The sequence below is a fragment of the Pseudomonas sp. D1HM genome (assembly GCF_019266105.1).
GTDB classification, from domain to species: Bacteria; Pseudomonadota; Gammaproteobacteria; order Pseudomonadales; family Pseudomonadaceae; genus Aquipseudomonas; species Aquipseudomonas taetrolens.
In genome coordinates this window covers 559,861-577,833 of sequence record NZ_LRMN01000006.1, presented here as the reverse complement: position 1 = coordinate 577,833, position 17,973 = coordinate 559,861, and the positions used below count along the sequence as shown (strand labels likewise).

Here is a 17,973-nt window from a genome sequence, read left to right as displayed (position 1 = left end):
AGGGTTGTTCATGGTCAGGCTCCGGGGTTGCGTGCCCATGACCGAATATGTCGCTGCACCGCAAGCAGGCCGGGCAGATCAATCGTTAAGCTGCATCCTGGACTGCTATCTCTAAAGACATAGCCCGTTTATCGGGCAGTCGTTTTTATAGATACCGGTGCGGGAGTGTGAATGTGACTCTTGGCTCGCGGCCAGCTTCACCTCCCGGTCATGCTGCGTTTTGAGGATAAAACCTGCGCAGTAGCGACGGCTCCCTACGCGGGAATAACACGCGACGCTTCTCTCAATAACAAGCCCAAGCGGAGTACCACAGATGGCGTTCTTCACCGCAGCCAGCAAAGCCGACTTCCAGCATCAACTGCAAGCGGCACTGGCCCAGCACATCAGTGAACAGGCACTGCCACAAGTGGCGCTGTTCGCTGAACAATTCTTCGGCATCATTTCTCTGGATGAACTCACGCAACGGCGCATGTCCGACCTCGCCGGCTGTACGCTGTCGGCCTGGCGACTGCTCGATCGCTTTGACCCGGCCCACCCGCAAGTACGGGTCTACAACCCGGATTACGAACGCCATGGCTGGCAGTCGACGCACACGGCCGTTGAAGTGCTGCACCATGATTTGCCGTTCCTGGTGGACTCGGTGCGGACCGAGCTGAACCGCCGCGGTTACAGCATCCACACCCTGCAAACCACGGTGTTGAGCGTTCGCCGCGGGGCCAAGGGCGAACTGCTGGAAATCCTGCCCAAGGGCACCAGCGGTGAAGGCGTCTCGCAAGAGTCGCTCATGTACCTGGAAATCGACCGCTGCGCGAATGCCGCCGAACTGAATGTGCTGAGCAAGGAACTGGAACAGGTTCTGGGTGAAGTGCGGGTTGCTGTGGCTGACTTTGAGCCGATGAAGGCCAAGGTTCAGGAACTGCTGGAGAGCATCGACAATTGTCAGTATGACGTCGATGCTGACGAAAAAGCCGAGATCAAGAGCTTTCTGGAGTGGCTGGTGGGCAACCACTTCACGTTCCTGGGCTACGAAGAGTTTGTGGTACGTGACGAGGCAGATGGCGGTCATATCGAATATGACCCGCAGTCGTTCCTCGGTCTGACCAAGCTGCTGCGCGCCGGCCTGACTGCAGAAGACCTGCGGATCGAAGACTACGCCGTCAGCTACCTGCGCGAACCGACCCTGCTGTCGTTTGCCAAGGCCGCTCACCCAAGCCGCGTACATCGCCCGGCTTACCCTGACTACGTATCGATCCGCCAGATCGATGCCGACGGCAAGGTCATCAAGGAATGCCGCTTCATGGGCCTGTACACCTCCTCGGTGTATGGCGAAAGCGTGCGGGTCATCCCTTACATTCGCCGCAAGGTGGCAGAAATCGAGCGCCGTTCCGGCTTCCAGCCCAAGGCGCACTTGGGCAAGGAACTGGCCCAGGTCGTTGAGGTTCTGCCCCGCGACGACCTGTTCCAGACCCCGGTGGACGAGCTGTTCACCACAGTGATGTCGATCGTGCAAATCCAGGAGCGCAACAAGATCCGCGTGTTCCTGCGCAAAGACCCGTATGGCCGCTTCTGCTATTGCCTGGCCTATGTGCCGCGCGATGTGTACTCCACTGAAGTCCGGCAGAAAATCCAGCAGGTCCTGATGGAGCGCCTGCAGGCTTCGGACTGTGAGTTCTGGACGTTCTTCTCGGAATCGGTACTGGCCCGCGTGCAGTTGATTTTGCGGGTCGATCCAAAAAACCGGATCGATATCGACCCGCTGCTGCTGGAAAAAGAAGTGGTTCAGGCCTGCCGCAGCTGGCAGGACGACTACAGCAGCCTGGTGGTCGAAAGCTTCGGCGAGGCTAACGGCACCAAAGTGCTGGCTGACTTCCCGAAAGGTTTTCCCGCCGGCTACCGTGAGCGTTTCGCGGCGCACTCGGCTGTGGTCGACATGCAGCACCTGATGAGCCTGAGCGACAAAAACCCGCTGGTAATGAGCTTCTATCAGCCGCTGGGGCAGAGCGCCGGCCAGGAACTGCACTGCAAGCTTTATCACGCTGACACGCCGCTGGCGTTGTCCGACGTGCTGCCGATCCTGGAAAACCTCGGTCTGCGAGTGCTGGGTGAGTTCCCGTATCGCCTGCGCCACGCCAATGGCCGTGAGTTCTGGATCCATGACTTCGCCTTTACCGCCGGTGAAGGTCTGAACCTGGACATCCAGCAGTTGAACGACACCCTGCAGGATGCCTTCGTGCATATCGTGCGCGGCGATGCAGAAAACGACGCCTTCAACCGCCTGGTGCTGACTGCCGGACTGCCGTGGCGCGATGTGGCATTGCTGCGTGCTTATGCCCGTTACCTGAAACAGATTCGCCTGGGCTTCGACCTGGGGTATATCGCCAGCACCCTGAACAACCACACCGACATCGCTCGCGAGTTGACCCGGTTGTTCAAGACCCGCTTCTACCTGGCCCGCAAGCTGACCGCAGAAGACCTCGACGACAAGCAGTTGCGTCTGGAACAGGCGATCCTGACGGCCCTTGACGATGTTCAGGTGCTCAACGAAGACCGTATCCTGCGTCGCTACCTGGACCTGATCAAGGCCACCCTGCGTACCAACTTCTACCAGCCGGATGCTCACGGCCACAACCGTTCGTACTTCAGCTTCAAGTTCGACCCGCACCTGATTCCCGAACTGCCAAAACCGGTGCCGAAGTTTGAAATCTTCGTCTATTCGCCGCGGGTTGAAGGCGTGCACTTGCGCTTTGGCAACGTGGCCCGTGGCGGCTTGCGCTGGTCGGACCGTGAAGAAGACTTCCGTACCGAAGTGCTGGGCCTGGTAAAAGCCCAGCAAGTGAAGAACTCGGTCATCGTACCGGTAGGCGCCAAGGGCGGTTTCGTACCGCGCCGGTTGCCGCTGGGCGGGGGGCGTGACGAGATTCAGGCAGAAGCGATTGCCTGCTACCGGATCTTTATTTCCGGCCTGCTGGACATCACCGACAACCTGAAAGACGGTGCGCTGGTGCCTCCGCAGAACGTGGTGCGCCACGATGAGGATGACCCGTACCTGGTAGTGGCGGCCGACAAAGGCACCGCAACCTTCTCCGACATCGCCAACGGCATTGCCATCGATTACGGCTTCTGGCTGGGCGATGCGTTCGCTTCGGGCGGCTCGGCCGGTTATGACCACAAAAAAATGGGCATTACCGCCAAAGGCGCCTGGGTCGGCGTGCAGCGCCACTTTAAAGAGCGCGGAATCAACGTTCAGCAAGACAGCATCAGTGTGGTCGGCGTGGGCGACATGGCCGGTGACGTGTTCGGTAACGGCTTGTTGATGTCCGACAAGCTGCAACTGGTCGCTGCCTTCAACCACCTGCACATCTTTATCGACCCTAACCCTGAGCCGGCCAGCAGCTTTGCCGAGCGTCAGCGTCTGTTCGATCTGCCGCGTTCTGCCTGGTCGGACTACAACACCGACCTGATGTCTGCCGGCGGCGGGATCTTCTCCCGTAGCGCGAAAAGCATCGCCATCTCTGCGCAAATGAAAGAGCGCTTTGCGATCACCGCCGACAAGCTGACCCCGACCGAGCTGCTGAATGCCTTGCTCAAGGCACCGGTGGACCTGCTGTGGAACGGCGGTATCGGTACTTACGTCAAGGCCAGCAGCGAAAGCCACGCCGACGTGGGCGACAAAGCCAACGATGCGTTGCGCGTCAATGGCAACGAACTGCGCTGCAAAGTCGTGGGCGAGGGCGGTAACCTGGGCATGACCCAGCTGGGTCGCGTGGAGTTTGGCCTCAACGGTGGCGGTTCCAACACCGACTTCATCGACAACGCCGGTGGTGTGGACTGCTCCGACCACGAAGTGAACATCAAGATCCTGCTCAACGAAGTGGTGCAGGCCGGTGACATGACCGAGAAGCAGCGCAACCAGTTGCTGGGCAGCATGACCAATGAGGTCGGCGCGCTGGTGCTGGGCAACAACTATAAGCAGACGCAGGCCATCTCGTTGGCTGCCCGTCGCGCTTATGAGCGTATTGCGGAATACAAGCGCCTGATGAGCGACCTGGAAGCCCGTGGCAAGCTGGACCGTGCCATTGAGTTCCTGCCGACCGAAGAGCAGCTTAACGAACGCATTGCCGCTGGCCACGGCCTGACCCGTGCCGAACTGTCGGTTCTGATCTCGTACAGCAAGATCGACCTCAAGGAAGCCTTGCTCAACTCTCAGGTGCCGGATGACGCCTACCTGACCCGCGACATGGAAACCGCGTTTCCACCGATGCTGGTCAACAAGTTCGCGGAAGCCATGCGCCGTCACCGCCTCAAGCGCGAAATCGTCAGCACGCAGATCGCCAACGATCTGGTCAACCACATGGGCATCACCTTTGTGGAGCGCCTGAAAGAGTCGACTGGCATGAGTGCCGCCAACGTGGCGGGTGCTTATGTGATCGTGCGCGACATCTTCCACCTCCCGCACTGGTTCCGTCAGATTGAAGCCCTGGACTATCAGGTTCCGGCTGAAATTCAGATGGCGTTGATGGACGAGCTGATGCGCCTTGGGCGCCGTGCCACGCGCTGGTTCCTGCGCAGCCGTCGCAACGAACTGGACGCGGCACGCGATGTGGCGCATTTCGGTCCGCATCTGGCGGCGCTCGGGCTCAAGCTCGACGAACTGCTGGAAGGTCAGACCCGCGAAGGCTGGCAGACCCGCTACCAGGCCTACGTCAAGGCTGGCGTACCGGAACTGCTGGCACGCATGGTGGCCGGTACCACGCACCTGTACACCTTGCTGCCGATCATCGAAGCATCGGATGTGACCGGCCAGAATGCAGCAGACGTGGCCAAGGCGTACTTCGCCGTGGGCAGTGAGCTGGACCTGACCTGGTACTTGCAGCAAATCAGCAATCTGCCGGTGGAGAACAACTGGCAGGCGCTGGCCCGCGAAGCGTTCCGTGACGACATCGACTGGCAGCAGCGAGCGATTACGGTATCGGTTCTGCAAATGGCAGATGCCCCTGACGATATCGAAGCACGTCTGGCGCTGTGGCTTGAGCAGAATCAGGTGATGGTAGAGCGCTGGCGCGCCATGCTGGTGGACTTGCGTGCTGCCGGTGGTACGGACTACGCGATGTATGCGGTGGCCAACCGTGAACTGCTTGACCTGGCAATGAGCGGCCAATCAGGGCTCTGATAGCCTGAGCAACACAACAAAGCCCCGGATTCCGGGGCTTTGTCGTTTCTGGTCAGATTCCCATGTTGCCCAGGGTTTGCACAATATTGCGCAGCGTACCGGCGAGGGTCGGGTGGTCGATCTCAAAACGCTCTACGGCAAGGTTCACGTCGTCCGAGAGGCTGGTGTTTTGAGTGGCTTGCTCAACCTTGATCTGGGCCTCGATTCGCTCGGCCAGGGCATTCAGTTCAGCACGCTGCTCAAGGGACAGTGGCGGATTTTTGTCGAGTTGCTCGCGCAGGGAGTCGAGTTGTTCTTGCAGGTCGCGGGCAGGCATAGCATTCATCCTTTATTGATAGGCACTGGTATAGACCGCCCGTAGGGGCAAAAGATCTATGAACGGACGCTTAGATTAATCCACCCGCGTTGCGCGTGCATGATCTCTATCACGCTCGAGGCCGGGAATTGTGCCGCGGCGCTTGTTCGCGGCAGCACTTATAGTGCAACGGGTGCAGCCGATTGTGGAACATCCAGCAACTGAGGAAGTCTGTGTAGGATGTTTCTTGGGGCTACCAAAAAGATAAATCCCGTTATACTCAGCGTCTGACCCAGGGCGTAGCGCCCAAGAGTTAAGTACTTACCAGGAGTTTTTGCTATGCGCTGGACTGATCGTCTCGCTCAACTTTGTGTCTGTGCCGGTGTGGCGATGGTCCCGTATGCGGCCAGTGCGGCAACGGAAGATGATCCATGGGAAGGGGTTAACCGGGCCGTTTTCTCATTCAACGACACCGTTGACAAATATGCCCTGAAGCCACTCGCCCAAGGCTACCAGTTCATCACGCCGCAATTCCTGGAAGACGGCATCCACAACATGTACCGAAACTTCGGTGATGTCCGCAACCTGGCCAACGACGTGCTGCAAGCCAAGCCCCACGCTGCCGGTGTAGACACCGCTCGCGTGCTGTTGAACACCACCCTGGGCGTGGCAGGCTTTTTTGATGTCGGCACCAAAATGGGCCTGCAACGCAATCAGGAAGACTTCGGCCAGACCCTGGGTCGCTGGGGCGTACCAAGCGGTCCTTACGTCGTACTGCCGCTCTTGGGGCCAAGCACCGTACGTGACACCGCCGGCATCTACCCGGACTCGTTCACCCAGCCGTACCGCTACATGCACGATGTTCCCGCACGCAACACGACCATGGGCCTCGATATCATCGATACTCGTGCCAGCCTGTTGTCTGCTGAAAAGCTGATCACCGGTGACCGGTACGTCTTCATTCGCAATGCGTATCTGCAAAACCGTGAGTTCAAAGTGAAAGACGGGCAGGTTGAAGACGACTTTTAAGCCGTTCGACACCCTCCCGCAAAAAACGGCCCGAGTGGCCGTTTTTTAGATTGTCAGACACGAAAACAGCGGTGTGTGAAGCCCCCTGACCCCTGGTTTTAGTTGCCGTTGGCGAGGTTCTTATAACCCGCAGGAATTTATCCTTGCGTACGCCTGGCGCCGCCATCGGCCTGAGCTTGAAACCCCCCGCGGATGGGAGTACCGTCTGCGCCTTACACGGGCACCTTTGTAGGATCGAGTCATACAATCGATTTGAATCAGGGATGTTCATAAGCCAATTCAGTCGTTAAGCCCGAGCTGTTCGGGCGCATGCGACAACCTAATTCTGGCGCCGTTTGCCCACATGCAAAAAACCAGTGCCACGCTGCTGATCATTGATGACGACGAAGTAGTACGCGCCAGTCTGGCGGCCTACTTGGAAGACAGCGGTTTCAGGGTCCTGCAGGCCAGCAATGGCTTGCAAGGTCTTCAGGTGTTCGAGCAAGAGCAGCCAGACTTAGTGATCTGCGACCTGCGTATGCCGCAAATGAGTGGTCTGGAGCTCATTCGCCAGCTCTCGCTGCGCTCGCTGCAGACACCGGTGATCGTCATCTCGGGTGCGGGCGTGATGAGTGACGTGGTCGAAGCCTTGCGCCTGGGCGCTGCCGACTACCTCATCAAGCCTCTTGAAGACCTCGCCGTTCTGGAGCATTCCGTTCATCGGGCGCTGGATCGTGCGCGCCTGGTGCATGATAACCAGCGCTACCGGGACAAGCTGGAGTCTGCCAACCGCGAGCTCGAGGCCAGCCTGCACCTGCTGCAGGAAGACCAGAACGCAGGTCGGCAGGTTCAAATGAACATGCTCCCGGTCAGCCCCTGGTCGATCGACGACTTCAACTTTGCGCACCAGATCATTCCATCCCTGTACTTGTCCGGCGACTTCGTCGACTACTTCAGGGTGGATGAGCGCCGGGTCGCGTTCTACCTGGCCGACGTCTCGGGTCATGGTGCATCGTCCGCGTTCGTCACGGTGTTGCTGAAGTTCATGACCACGCGCTTGCTGTTTGAATCCAAGCGCAATGGCACCTTGCCGGAGTTCAAGCCGTCCGAAGTGCTGGGGCATATCAACCGTGGCCTGATCAACTGCAAGCTGGGCAAGCACGTGACCATGGTCGGCGGCGTCATCGATGAAGAAACCGGCCTGTTGACCTACAGCATCGGCGGCCATTTGCCGCTTCCGGTGCTTTATACCCCCGACAGCGTTGGCTACCTGGAAGGTCGCGGCCTGCCAGTCGGGTTGTTCAACGAAGCCACGTATGAAGACCACGTCATAAAACTGCCGGACACCTTCAGTCTCACGCTGATGTCCGATGGAATATTGGATCTTTTGGCCGAGCAGACACTCAAAGAGAAAGAGGCTGCCTTGCCACAACGGGTAAAAGCAGCGGGCGGCAGCCTGGATGGCCTGCGTCGGGTTTTTGGATTGGCCACGCTTGGGGAGATGCCGGATGATATCGCCTTGTTGGTGTTGAGCAGGAATCTTAAATGAGTACCGGTAGAATTCAGTTCGCCGAACAGGACGGCACGTTCGTCCTGAAGTTTGTGGGTGAGGTACGCCTGACGTTGTGTTCAGCACTGGATGCAACCATCGACAGGATCTTCACGGCGCTTAATTTCTCGGCGATCGTGATTGACCTGACCGAAACCTGCAGCATTGACAGCACCACCTTGGGCCTGCTGGCCAAATTGTCGATCCTGTCGCGTCAGAAAGTCGGCCTGTTACCGACGGTAGTCACCACCCATGAAGACATCACGCGGTTATTGCAGTCGATGGGCTTCGATCAGGTGTTCAACATTATCGGCACGCCAATCCCGTGCCCTGAGTGCCTGACAGACTTGCCGTCCCAGGACCAGTCGGAAGAAGTGGTGCGGGTCAAGGTGCTCGAAGCGCACAAGATCCTGATGGGCCTCAACGACTCCAATCGCGAAGCCTTCCATGATCTGGTGAACGCCCTCGAGCGACACTGAGCCCCGGCAGCTCAATCAGGTCACGTAGCCGCTGGCTATGCCCGATGGCGCCGCCAACGTGATTGCGGCTTGTCAGTCTTCACGGATGCAGCGCAGGGCCTGACGTGACCACGACTGCGCCATCGGGCGCAGTCTGCTACGGCCCTGCAACCATCCATACGCGCTCAGCGACCTTCGAGCAGCTCACCGGCTTGATCCAGCAAGGCCAGGGGATCCTTGGCCTTGTGAATGTCCACCGACAGCAACTGACGGAAGCGACGGGCGCCCGGAAAACCCTGACCCAAGCCCAAAATGTGCCGCGTGATGTGATGCATCGCGCCGCCAGCGGCAATATGCGCCGCAATATAAGGGCGCAGCGCGGCAAGCGCCTGCGCACGGGAAATCACCGGCGCGGTGCTGCCGAACAGCTGCTGATCCACCTCGGCCAGCACATACGGATTGTGGTACGCCTCGCGGCCCAGCATCACACCGTCAAACACCTGCAAATGCGCCTGGCATTGCTCCAGTGTCTTGATCCCGCCATTGAGAATGATCTCCAGCTCCGGGAAGTCGGTTTTCAACTGCGCGGCGACGTCGTAGCGCAACGGCGGAATATCGCGATTCTCCTTCGGCGACAGCCCCTCAAGAATCGCAATGCGCGCATGCACCGTAAAACTCTGGCATCCCGCATCCTTCACCGTCCCCACAAAATCGCAGAGCTCAGCATAACTGTCGCGACCGTTAATCCCGATCCGGTGCTTGACCGTGACCGGAATCGACACCGCATCGCGCATCGCCTTCACGCACTCGGCCACCAACGCCGGATGTGCCATCAGGCAGGCGCCAATCATATTGTTCTGCACCCGATCACTCGGGCAACCGACATTAAGATTTACCTCATCATAGCCAGCTGCCTGCGCCATCCGCGCGCATGCCGCCAAATCAGCCGGCGTACTGCCGCCCAACTGCAACGCCAACGGATGCTCAGCCTCGTCATGCCGTAAAAAACGCTCGGCATCGCCATTCAGCAACGCCCCGGTCGTCACCATCTCGGTGTAAAGCAACGTATGACGGGACAACAGCCGCAGGAAAAACCGGCAATGCCGATCAGTCCAGTCCATCATAGGCGCCACGCTGAAGCGGCGGGAGGGCTCAGGCTTGGTATATAGCGGGTTTGAAGCTGTATTTAATGACATTTTGATCTGCGTGTTTTGTACCGTTTTCAGGCATGTTTGGGCGTTTGTACCCGGTCGTCAGCACACTGTACCAATCGAAATCTGGCGTGTACCACTGATGGCGACGATCAGAGCCCAAAGAGCGCGTGGCCCGGCCAGCGGCACCGCTCAAATCCGGATTAATCGTGAAAGGGCGCAAGTCTACCAAGAGCGCCGGGGTTTCGCCTGGAAACAGGTGGGGCGGGAGTGGCTGCATGGGCATGCCAACGCTTATGGCCAGCAACTGGCCACGAAGGAAGTCGCTCACCAAACCGGGCCTCAACATCAGCCAGTGCCAGCTCTGTGCAAGTCTGGTGGAGCAGGGCAAGCGTCTCGCCCTGGAGCAATGGCTGGCAGCCAGCGACCAATCCCATTACCGAGCCCTTACCGATGAGGAAACGAAACAGGCATGCCAGCGTGATCGCCTTGCAACTGCTGACCTGCGGTTGTCAGCCCAACTCGACGCCACCGCCGCATCTGGTTGTGACGGAATGTCAGCCACCACCAGCCCCGGCGGCGTGGTTCATGACGCCCCTAGAGCCCGACTTGACCCAGCGCATGCTCAACGAATTATCGGAATCACCGGCGACGGCGATCAAGGACTGATCGCGTTGCAGGCCTGTCAGGCTTATGTCAAAGAGATCTCTGCGCTGAAGTGAAGGCTGTCATGTGCTGGCAGGGTATCGTTTTCAAGCCACGCTATACCGCTCGATTTTTTGTATTTGAAAAGTAAGTAGTGCTCGTACTCACTAAAAATAAACGGCGTGTTTCCAGAGGTGAAACCGGATATCGACTCGCTCCATTTTTCAGATGATTCCCAGACTTTAAGCCCTTTGGAATTACACCAAGAAAGCGTAACGACGTACATAGGTGGTGGCGTTTCTAGATTCCAGCGCTCACGGCAGTATGACGGTATCTTGTGATCAATTAGCCGACGCATTCCTCCGTTGGTGCTATGTACCCGCTCAACTTGACTGTTCAGAGATTCTATTAAATATGTTGTATTGGAGTGGAATGTTGTTTTTCCTTCTACAAGCAAAATCCCTTCTGGTGAAACGATCAATAAATCAATTCGTCCATTGTCGATCATGACCTCATAGAATGCTGTTGCTTCTTTCCAAGTCTCAGCTGCTGCGCTTGCAAACCGAGCTAGTATGTTCATCTCATGCGGGGCAGAATTTTCGTTATACCAGTCTATAACTGTGTTGTATCTCCATGCTGTAGTTAGCTTTTCTGCAGTTTTTTCGATGATAGTACGAATCATTTTTTACCCTTTGGTTTAACTTGGCAGAAGGATGGGAGTACACGATTTCAGCTAGCACAATGAGTGATGTCGGATTGGGAGGTAAGGGGAGAAAGGTCTTGGAGTATCCGAGTCTCTGTGTTGCCAGCAAAGATAAGGCAAAACGCCATATCCGGATAGTCTCGGTAGAACCAGTATTACAGGTGTGCAGGCACACCTAAATGAAGCGGACAATTCTGTAATTTTTCACGGTTATGACTTCAGAAGCCTGATCAAGTCAGGCCCTTGATTTTTCACATTGCAGAAGCTGGGCATTGTCGCCTTCTCATCGAACTATGCGCTGTATGGCGACATGAGCGAGCGTGTCATGAGCTTGATCGAAGCGATGGTGCCGGCGGTGGAGGTCTACAGCATTGATGAGTCATTCGCTGGCCTGACCGGCATAGCTGACGTTTCGGCCATGGGCCGGAAAATACGCAGCCGCATATTTCAATGTACCGGCATCCCGGTCGGTGTAGGGATCGCACATACCAAAACCCTGGCCAAGCTAGCCAACCACACTGCGAAGCGATTACAGGCTCAAACCGGCGGGGTCGTGAATCTTTGCGGGGACTTTGAACGCGATTGGGTGCTGCGTAACACAGACGTCTCTGAGGTGTGGGGGGCTGGCGGAAAATGACTGTACACCTTGAAGCAATGGGCATTCGTACTGCCATGGACTTGGCCAGGGCTGATCCGTGGACGCTGCGCAAGAAATTCAGCATCGTTATTGAGAAGACCGCCCGGGAGTTAGCCGGGACCCCTTGTCTTGAGCTGGACGAGCCCGATCCGGCTAAGCAGGAAATCTGTTGCAGCCGCATGTTCGGCAAACGGCTGATTGAGCTGGCACCCATAAAAGAGGCGGTGGCCACATACATGATGCGCGCCTCGGAAAAGCTGCGGGCTCAGAAGTCCTACTGCAAAAAGGTTCGGGTCAGTATTCGCACCGGCATGTTCAACCCTGATGAGGCCAAATACGCCAAGGGAGTGGTCGTAACGCTTCCTTACCCCACTGACGATGTACGGCTGCTGACAAGGGCAGCAGTGGATGCACTCGACCATGTGTTTCAATCCGGATTTAAATACAGCAAGGCAGAGGTCTTGCTGCTGGACCTTAGGCAACCCGGAGAGTTTTCGGACGACCTGTTTGCCGTTAATCAGCCGGCAGAGGCATCCCGGGTTATGGCAGTGCTTGATGAAATCAATGGCCGCTGGGGCAGGGGTACGCTGCGGGCTGCGAGTGTGCCGAGCAATCCCGATTGGGGGATGAGGCGAGAGATGATGAGTCAGAGCTATACGACACAGATGCAGCAGCTTTGGCAGGTATCTTGTAGGTGAGATTGGCTTGTTATTCTGTCTGTCGACGCTTGGGGAGGGGCGGTGGGGGACGTATGATCGCTAGCAAAAAAAGGCCGCTTCTGTTGAAACAGTCTGTCTTTCTCAAAACACCAGAAAACCGCTAGCTAAAAGCACGATTTTTTGTACGCAGCTACGTGAAATCCAAGCATAAATACCTTTGCGGCGATGCAAGATTTCAATTTCATGCGCGTACTTTTCTGCCGTGAAAACCACATCCGGCTTTTTCAACTGAGTCGGCCAGAAGTGGCCCTTCGCTAATTTTCGGAGAAATGGATGTGGCTACAAACCATGTGGGCTGAAATATTGTTTATGATGAGCCGTTCAAGGTGACGTCAATCGGGGCTTGATCGCTAGCCTGAGTGAAGAGCTTGAGCACCCGCAGTAAGTATGTTAGGGCAGGTTGAAACGGATTTTTCAGATAATGGCTAGGAGTATCACGTGACTCAAGTTTCTTATGTTCTAGTTGTTCCTATCGAAAAGGGGCAAGATACTTTATTTCAAGGATGGCAACGAAGCGTTGCTTCTAATAATTTTATTCCTCTCCTGGCCAGCGCTGCTCTTGCACCAATAGATACTGCCGAAATCTTCATGTCTCAAGATGATCTTATCTCATACCGTACCAGCGGAGTGAGCAAAAATATAATCACTATTGGCTCCCACTTAATAGATGCAATACCAGAAGTAACTGAGGGTGACTTTATTGTAATAATAACGCCGTCAGAGTTTCTTGATGAAATAATGGCGTTAAATGTATCAAAACAAAAGTCATTGCTCGTAGCATCACCTAGCGAAGCCCCAGGCGTAATCAATCTTGCCGGAGTACATACTCCTGATTTAATGTATGTGTTCGACAATGCAATACATGAAGAAATCAAAAGAATATCACACAGATCCGGAAATCAGGAGGATGTACCAGCACAGACGCGCATCAAGTACACAGGCTCCGCTAAGTGTCCGAACTATGGGTCTGGAGCTACGTTGGCAAATGAAATTCTGCATCTCTCTCTTGGGCTTGATTTTACAAGCAGTGACAGAATTCGGCCAGATCAACTTGATAAGTTTTATAGCGCAATAAAAAAAGGAGTTGAATCTATAATTGAGATCGCTCCCAGTAACGATGCTGCCGAAGTGATCATTTACAGCCCGTCAATTATGGGGCTATTTTATAATACGAGCTCAAATTTCTGGAATCAACTCTTCAGAAATATCAAAGCCCCGTGGCAAAGAGAGTTTGTTAAAAATGGACTCATCAAGAATCCTGGGTACTCTGGTATTTCCATTTCGTCAGGCTTGGATGGCTTTGTGAATCCCTACAGTGTTCCATATGTAGGTGAAATACTTAAAGAAAGGCAGTCTGAGTTGGCTGCCACAAACTTTTCAATCGGGCTATTGGCCACCAATGAATGCATTCCAGCTATTAGACTGCCTAATGCTGTAAATTTGCATCAGGGAAAAATAAAGGACCTAGAGTTCACCCACAAAAGAACAGACGCAAAGTCACAGCTACAGCTTCAGTTGAAGTTCAAGTCGCTTTCCAGCGAGATCAAATTAAATATAAGTGACCAGCTGGCCGACTTGATAGTGACCAATTTTAATAGTTGTAAGATTTGCAGTGATGCTCCGATAGAATGGGTGTACTTGGGAAACTTGCCATTGATGATAAGTCATGAGGTAAGCAAGATCCCTATGACCCCGGGCAATATGCTTCTTCAGCTCGCTTCCCTTGGAGCTCCTACCATATTACCGGCTAAAGGCTTGCACAATGTACTAGTGATTCGCTCATTTTCCAAACAAGACAGAATTCAAAAATTTCTTGAGGTTGCCATAGATTGCTTCCCGTTGGAAAATGGTACCACTGTTGAATTTGTTGATGTTACCTCCATTGCTGAAGTTATTGCAGCCCTCAACACTTTCAAGGGGGCTATAGTCATCTTCGACTGCCACGGCGATCATGGCGGCATTACGGAGCCTGGTTGGCTTCAAGTCGGAAAGGAAAGATTAAATAGTTGGGAGCTGTCCGGAAAGGTCCGTGTACCCCCTATTGTTATGCTTAGCGCTTGTTCAACTTCTGCTGTAGGGGGATCCCATGTCTCAGTAGCTAACGGTTTCTTGCGCTCAGGAGCTCTAAGTATAATTGGAACAATGCTTCCAGTCGACGCTAGAAAATCATCAGCATTTATTGCCAGAATCATATATAGAGTGGATGCATTTCTGCCAGCAATACATAAGCTTGGTTATAATATAATATCTTGGCGCACACTTATATCGCTATTTTTTCGGATGTCTTATGCAACAGATGTACTGCGCCAATTTATGGATGTAGAGGGTATTATTAAGGTTGATCAGTATACCAGGATTCACTCTGACGCTAACCATAATATAAATAGTTTTAATCCTTCTTGGTACGAAACTATGCTTGAGCAAGTGTCCGAAGCTTCTGGGCTACCTGTCCCAGATATTCTTTCCAAGATTAAAGATGAGAACCCTTTTTTAGAGACAATGCTCTACTGTCAGTTGGGTCGCCCCGAACTTCTGAATATACTTATAAGTGGCGGCGAAGAGGGGGGCGTAGCCACTAAATCAAGTATACGTACTTCGGTGTCGGTCTAAACTGCGCGATTTGGATGTTTCGGAACGGTAGTGACATTGCGTGAGTGTCTACGTTTGGCCGATTTCTGCCTATAGTGAGTGACAGAAATTGGTCGATCGCTTTCACGCGGCACCTGGGTGCGACCTCTGCAGTTCTCCACTAAATACTATAGGTGAGCTTCCAGTCAGCTGCGTTGAAATCCGGAGGCTTTGTGCTCAGTGACTTTGATGAGCGCTTCTAGGGTTGGTATTTCGTTTTTCATGATTTGGCACCTAGATTTAATACTTGGAAAAACTTAAGCTTATGTAATGGCGATGTTTTTTGTTTAGGCTGCGTGAGGTTGTATATGGTGGAGACAGTTTTTTTTGGGAAAAGTCAGAATCTTGGAGACCTCAAGGCGCTGGAGATGAAGCTTGATGAGCTCTTGAAAGAAGGAGGGCAGGCTGGTGTTGATTATGATATGTATCGACTGATTAATTTTGCAGTGCGTCATATGGTTAGGTATCCTAACTATTTTGATGAGTTGTGTTCTTTTAATATAGCTGGAATAGGCGAGAAGTTTATAGAAGAAGTCAGACAGTTTAATTTTGACGATCGCCCCGGAGTTGAGATCGTTTTTTCAAGCTGTTATAGATTTCTGATGGAGTATCAAATTACTTCACCTGACAATATTTCTGATGAGTTTAGAACGGTTCTTTATAATATTGATTATAACTCATTAAGTCTGACGCCTTCTACGGCTAACCAGGTTCGGTACGCAGGGTACCAAATGATAGTGGGGGTGGTGAAAAACTATTTACATCATCCAGAAATGGTTGAACTTAAAAAGTTACCAGGTCTTCTCGAAAAAGCCAAATCCGAAAAGGAGGAGTTCAAAGAGGATTACAGTCAGCGGAAAACTAAAGTTGATGAACTAAAAGACGCTTTAGATAGCTATCAGGATGCTTTCAATTTTGTGGGCTTGCACAAAGGTTTTGGCGAGCTGAAGAAGCGTAAGGAGAAAGAAAAGGAGCGGGGAGCAGTCTTGATGGGAGCTTTGGTTGTATTAATGTTGCTTCCTTTTATAATTAAATTTGTAGTTTTGGTAGCTGTAGATGATGTGATAGCAATGGGGGTTGATTCTTATGTCTTGCTTGTTGGTTTTGAGTTGTTATTGATGTATTTTTTTAGAGTTATTCTCCATAATTTTAAATCCGTACAAGCCCAGTTACTTCAAATTGATCTTCGGATGACTCTCTGTCAATTTATACAGAGCTATACTAAGTATGCAAAAGAAATTAAGGGTCAGGATGCGGATTTGCTGGTAAGATTTGAGCAGGTTGTTTTTAGTGGCATAGTGAATAGCGATGATTTAATTCCCTCAAGTTTTGATGGGCTTGATCAGTTGTCGAAGATAATATCAAATTTTAAGAAGTCTTAGTTGGTGCGTATGTCAGATTGAACTGGGTTAGAGTGCTAGCTGAGCGTTGTTTGTATCGGTTTGGAAACTGCTATTTTTTGCAACAAAGATCTCCCGTAAAGTATCTTGGCTGTTATATGAGCGAAATCGGTCTTAAAGCCGCCTGTAATGTAACTGTGATATACGAGTGCCCGGACTTTAATGTCGCTACCATCCGGCTCGAAAAGCATCGAGTCTGGTGTCCTGATAAATTTCGATGTCAGCATGTCGCAATTCAGAGTGGCTGAGCACTCAATAATGCAATGAGGCATAATATTTTCAGCTATATCGGCCTATACCTGACCTTCCTACAGCACTGTCAGCTTAGGAGTGCCAGGATAAATTATCAGCTAGCAGAACCCTGTACGAAAAGACAAGAACTCGTACTGTCTTTGATTGGACGGATCGGGGGAGAGCTTTTAAGGACAGTTTCAATCAAGCCACACTGGCTGCTTGAATTTTGCTACAGCAACACTTGAATAAAATATAAACTATTGATTTGTAATGGTTTTTTATCTCAGTTGTTGCAATCCATCATCGGTGCCACGCTAAAGCGGCGGGAGGGCTCAGGCTTGGTATAAAGCGGGTTTGAAGCTGTATTTAATGACATTTTGATCTGCGTGTTTTGTACCGTTTTCAGGCATGTTTGGGCGTTTGTACCCGGTCGTCAGCACACTGTACCAATCGAAATCTGGCGTGTACCACTGATGGCGACGATCAGAGCCCAAAGAGCGCGTGGCCCGGCCAGCGGCACCGCTCAAATCCGGATTAATCGTGAAAGGGCGCAAGTCTACCAAGAGCGCCGGGGTTTCGCCTGGAAACAGGTGGTTCAAACGTGAGTAAGCAAGCGTGAAGCTGAGCTAGTTGAACGGGCAAAGCTCATCTACGCGAGGGTTAGAAAAAGGGCTGGTTCACCTTCGACACTGACGCCAAACGGTTTTTCTTCAACAGGGCCAAAGGCAAGCCGGATGCTCTCATCGTGGGCACGCCAGTGGCATATCCAACGCACGGTCGCTTTAAAGGGTTGGTCAACTACCTGAAGACCAGCATCCGGGAAGCCGATGGTATGACCCTGATCGTCGTCGGGAAGGCGGCTCAGGAGATTCCAGAGGACTCATCTACAACAGGCGACCTCAACACCCCGTTCTATGTGGGCAACTATCGTGGCGCGTCACTGACTGAAGGCGTGGTCGGCACTGCATACGGCAGTTCGCTCTACCATGTTAAGCCTAACTCCTTGACTGGCGGCGCTACTCGAATGACTGAAGCAGGCGCTGCCACGTCCTCTGTACGCAGCTTGGGTAACGGCGAGATCGCATCTGAGTGGGGGATTCGAGTAATGCGAGCGGCCTCTAACATGGCGCTCAAGGTACAGAACCTGACCAGAGGCACTGAGGCTCAAAGTACCGATGTGAACCCGCGTATGCTGGCTGATTCGTTGTTCCAGATCGGCAGCGGCACTGCAGTGTTTGGCGGAGAGGTGGACATCTCTGCAGTCGCCATCTACTCGCGTGTGCTGACCGACTTGGAACTCAACGACGTAGCGGCTGCCATGCGCAAGCGGATGCTACGTCTGGGCATCAACGTCTGAATGTGGAAAAACTTCAAAC

The 17,973-nt window shown here is 53.5% G+C and carries 11 protein-coding genes and 1 pseudogene; 9 read left to right on the top strand and 3 right to left on the bottom strand.

Annotation, left to right across the window (positions count from 1 at the left end; genetic code table 11):
- Positions 1 to 313: 313 nt before the first annotated feature.
- A complete protein-coding gene (locus AWM69_RS10040) occupies positions 314 to 5,170 on the top strand; it encodes an NAD-glutamate dehydrogenase (protein ID WP_218726527.1) in 4,857 nt (1,618 codons plus the stop codon).
- Positions 5,171 to 5,222: 52 nt separating this feature from the next.
- Here the strand turns inward: AWM69_RS10040 and AWM69_RS10035 are convergent, their stop codons facing one another.
- Positions 5,223 to 5,486 carry a DUF4404 family protein gene (locus AWM69_RS10035; protein WP_131654057.1) on the bottom strand — a complete coding sequence of 88 codons (264 nt, stop codon included), beginning with the start codon at positions 5,484 to 5,486 and terminating at the stop codon, positions 5,223 to 5,225.
- A 318-nt stretch (positions 5,487 to 5,804) separates the two neighbouring features.
- On the opposite strand from AWM69_RS10035, the gene AWM69_RS10030 reads away from it, so the two are divergent.
- The 3 genes from AWM69_RS10030 (at position 5,805) to rssC (ending at position 8,501) form a co-directional block, all read left to right on the top strand.
- The gene (locus AWM69_RS10030) at positions 5,805 to 6,494 is read left to right on the top strand and encodes a VacJ family lipoprotein (protein WP_131654056.1); all 690 of its coding nucleotides are present in this window, start codon (positions 5,805 to 5,807) and stop codon (positions 6,492 to 6,494) included.
- A 343-nt stretch (positions 6,495 to 6,837) separates the two neighbouring features.
- Complete coding sequence (gene rssB / locus AWM69_RS10025; RefSeq protein ID WP_218726525.1) at positions 6,838 to 8,022, top strand: two-component system response regulator RssB; 1,185 nt, start codon at positions 6,838 to 6,840, stop codon at positions 8,020 to 8,022.
- Complete coding sequence (rssC, locus tag AWM69_RS10020; RefSeq protein WP_131654053.1) at positions 8,019 to 8,501, top strand: anti-sigma factor antagonist RssC; 483 nt, start codon at positions 8,019 to 8,021, stop codon at positions 8,499 to 8,501. Before rssB ends, rssC begins: the two co-directional genes overlap by 4 nt.
- Before the next feature lie 164 nt (positions 8,502 to 8,665).
- Here rssC and dusA read toward each other — a convergent pair whose 3' ends face one another.
- Positions 8,666 to 9,676 carry a tRNA dihydrouridine(20/20a) synthase DusA gene (gene dusA, locus AWM69_RS10015; RefSeq protein ID WP_218726523.1) on the bottom strand — a complete coding sequence of 337 codons (1,011 nt, stop codon included), beginning with the start codon at positions 9,674 to 9,676 and terminating at the stop codon, positions 8,666 to 8,668.
- A 233-nt stretch (positions 9,677 to 9,909) separates the two neighbouring features.
- On the opposite strand from dusA, the gene AWM69_RS10010 reads away from it, so the two are divergent.
- Complete coding sequence (locus AWM69_RS10010; RefSeq protein WP_218726521.1) at positions 9,910 to 10,353, top strand: lysis system i-spanin subunit Rz; 444 nt, start codon at positions 9,910 to 9,912, stop codon at positions 10,351 to 10,353.
- Here the strand turns inward: AWM69_RS10010 and AWM69_RS10005 are convergent.
- A complete protein-coding gene (locus tag AWM69_RS10005) occupies positions 10,323 to 10,958 on the bottom strand; it encodes a hypothetical protein (protein WP_218726519.1) in 636 nt (211 codons plus the stop codon). The genes AWM69_RS10010 and AWM69_RS10005 overlap by 31 nt on opposite strands.
- Positions 10,959 to 11,154: 196 nt before the next feature.
- Here AWM69_RS10005 and AWM69_RS10000 point away from each other — a divergent pair.
- The 4 genes and pseudogenes from AWM69_RS10000 to AWM69_RS09985 all read left to right on the top strand — a co-directional run.
- Positions 11,155 to 12,314: pseudogene (locus tag AWM69_RS10000) on the top strand (DUF4113 domain-containing protein); the annotation flags it as partial.
- Positions 12,315 to 12,773: 459 nt separating this feature from the next.
- Positions 12,774 to 14,945 carry a CHAT domain-containing protein gene (locus AWM69_RS09995; RefSeq protein WP_256930255.1) on the top strand — a complete coding sequence of 724 codons (2,172 nt, stop codon included), beginning with the start codon at positions 12,774 to 12,776 and terminating at the stop codon, positions 14,943 to 14,945.
- A gap of 386 nt (positions 14,946 to 15,331) precedes the next feature.
- Positions 15,332 to 16,345: a hypothetical protein gene (locus AWM69_RS09990; protein ID WP_218726517.1), complete on the top strand. Its 1,014-nt coding sequence runs from the start codon at positions 15,332 to 15,334 to the stop codon at positions 16,343 to 16,345.
- A 1,009-nt stretch (positions 16,346 to 17,354) separates the two neighbouring features.
- The gene (locus tag AWM69_RS09985) at positions 17,355 to 17,954 is read left to right on the top strand and encodes a hypothetical protein (RefSeq protein ID WP_218726515.1); all 600 of its coding nucleotides are present in this window, start codon (positions 17,355 to 17,357) and stop codon (positions 17,952 to 17,954) included.
- Positions 17,955 to 17,973: the final 19 nt, after the last annotated feature.